General features: G+C 25.8%; 1 protein-coding gene. It reads left to right on the top strand.

Features of this window, described 5'->3' with window-relative positions; translation table 11 throughout:
• Positions 1-191: 191 nt before the first annotated feature.
• Positions 192-383 carry a hypothetical protein gene (locus RCF13_RS04165; protein WP_308140891.1) on the top strand — a complete coding sequence of 64 codons (192 nt, stop codon included), beginning with the start codon at positions 192-194 and terminating at the stop codon, positions 381-383.
• Positions 384-427 lie beyond the last annotated feature (44 nt).

The raw sequence follows: 427 nt of genomic DNA, 5'->3' as shown, positions 1-427 counted from the left end.
TATTCAATATATGATAATATTCGTTGGCGGGATTTTATCAATATTTTATTTAATCTTTCAATTGGTAACACATCAATAGTCCCTTGTAGTACGTAAAGTCAAAAAAATAATTTATAAAGAAAAATTTCAAAATAGAGTTTCTTAATGTTTACAAGATAAATTATACGATTTAGGAGGGAAATATAGAGAAAATGAAACCCAATAAAACATTTTCTATTATTAACAGTATTTTTGATATTGCATTTATTGTAACGGCATTACTTATTGGCTTAAATGTAGTTGAAATGAATAATTTTCATGCTAGTTTATTTGCGATTTGGGGTGGGATGAAAATAGTGAGTTTAATAAGTAAGAAAGTATACAAACAAAAACAATTAAAATGAGATTCGACGTAAGCTACGCAGTAAGGATTGATTAAGATTATACT

This window comes from Stenotrophomonas maltophilia group sp. RNC7 (assembly GCF_030910085.1).
GTDB lineage: Bacteria > Pseudomonadota > Gammaproteobacteria > Xanthomonadales > Xanthomonadaceae > Stenotrophomonas > Stenotrophomonas sepilia.
The sequence above is the reverse complement of the archived record's forward strand: the minus strand, read 5'-3'. Positions and strand labels throughout refer to the sequence as shown.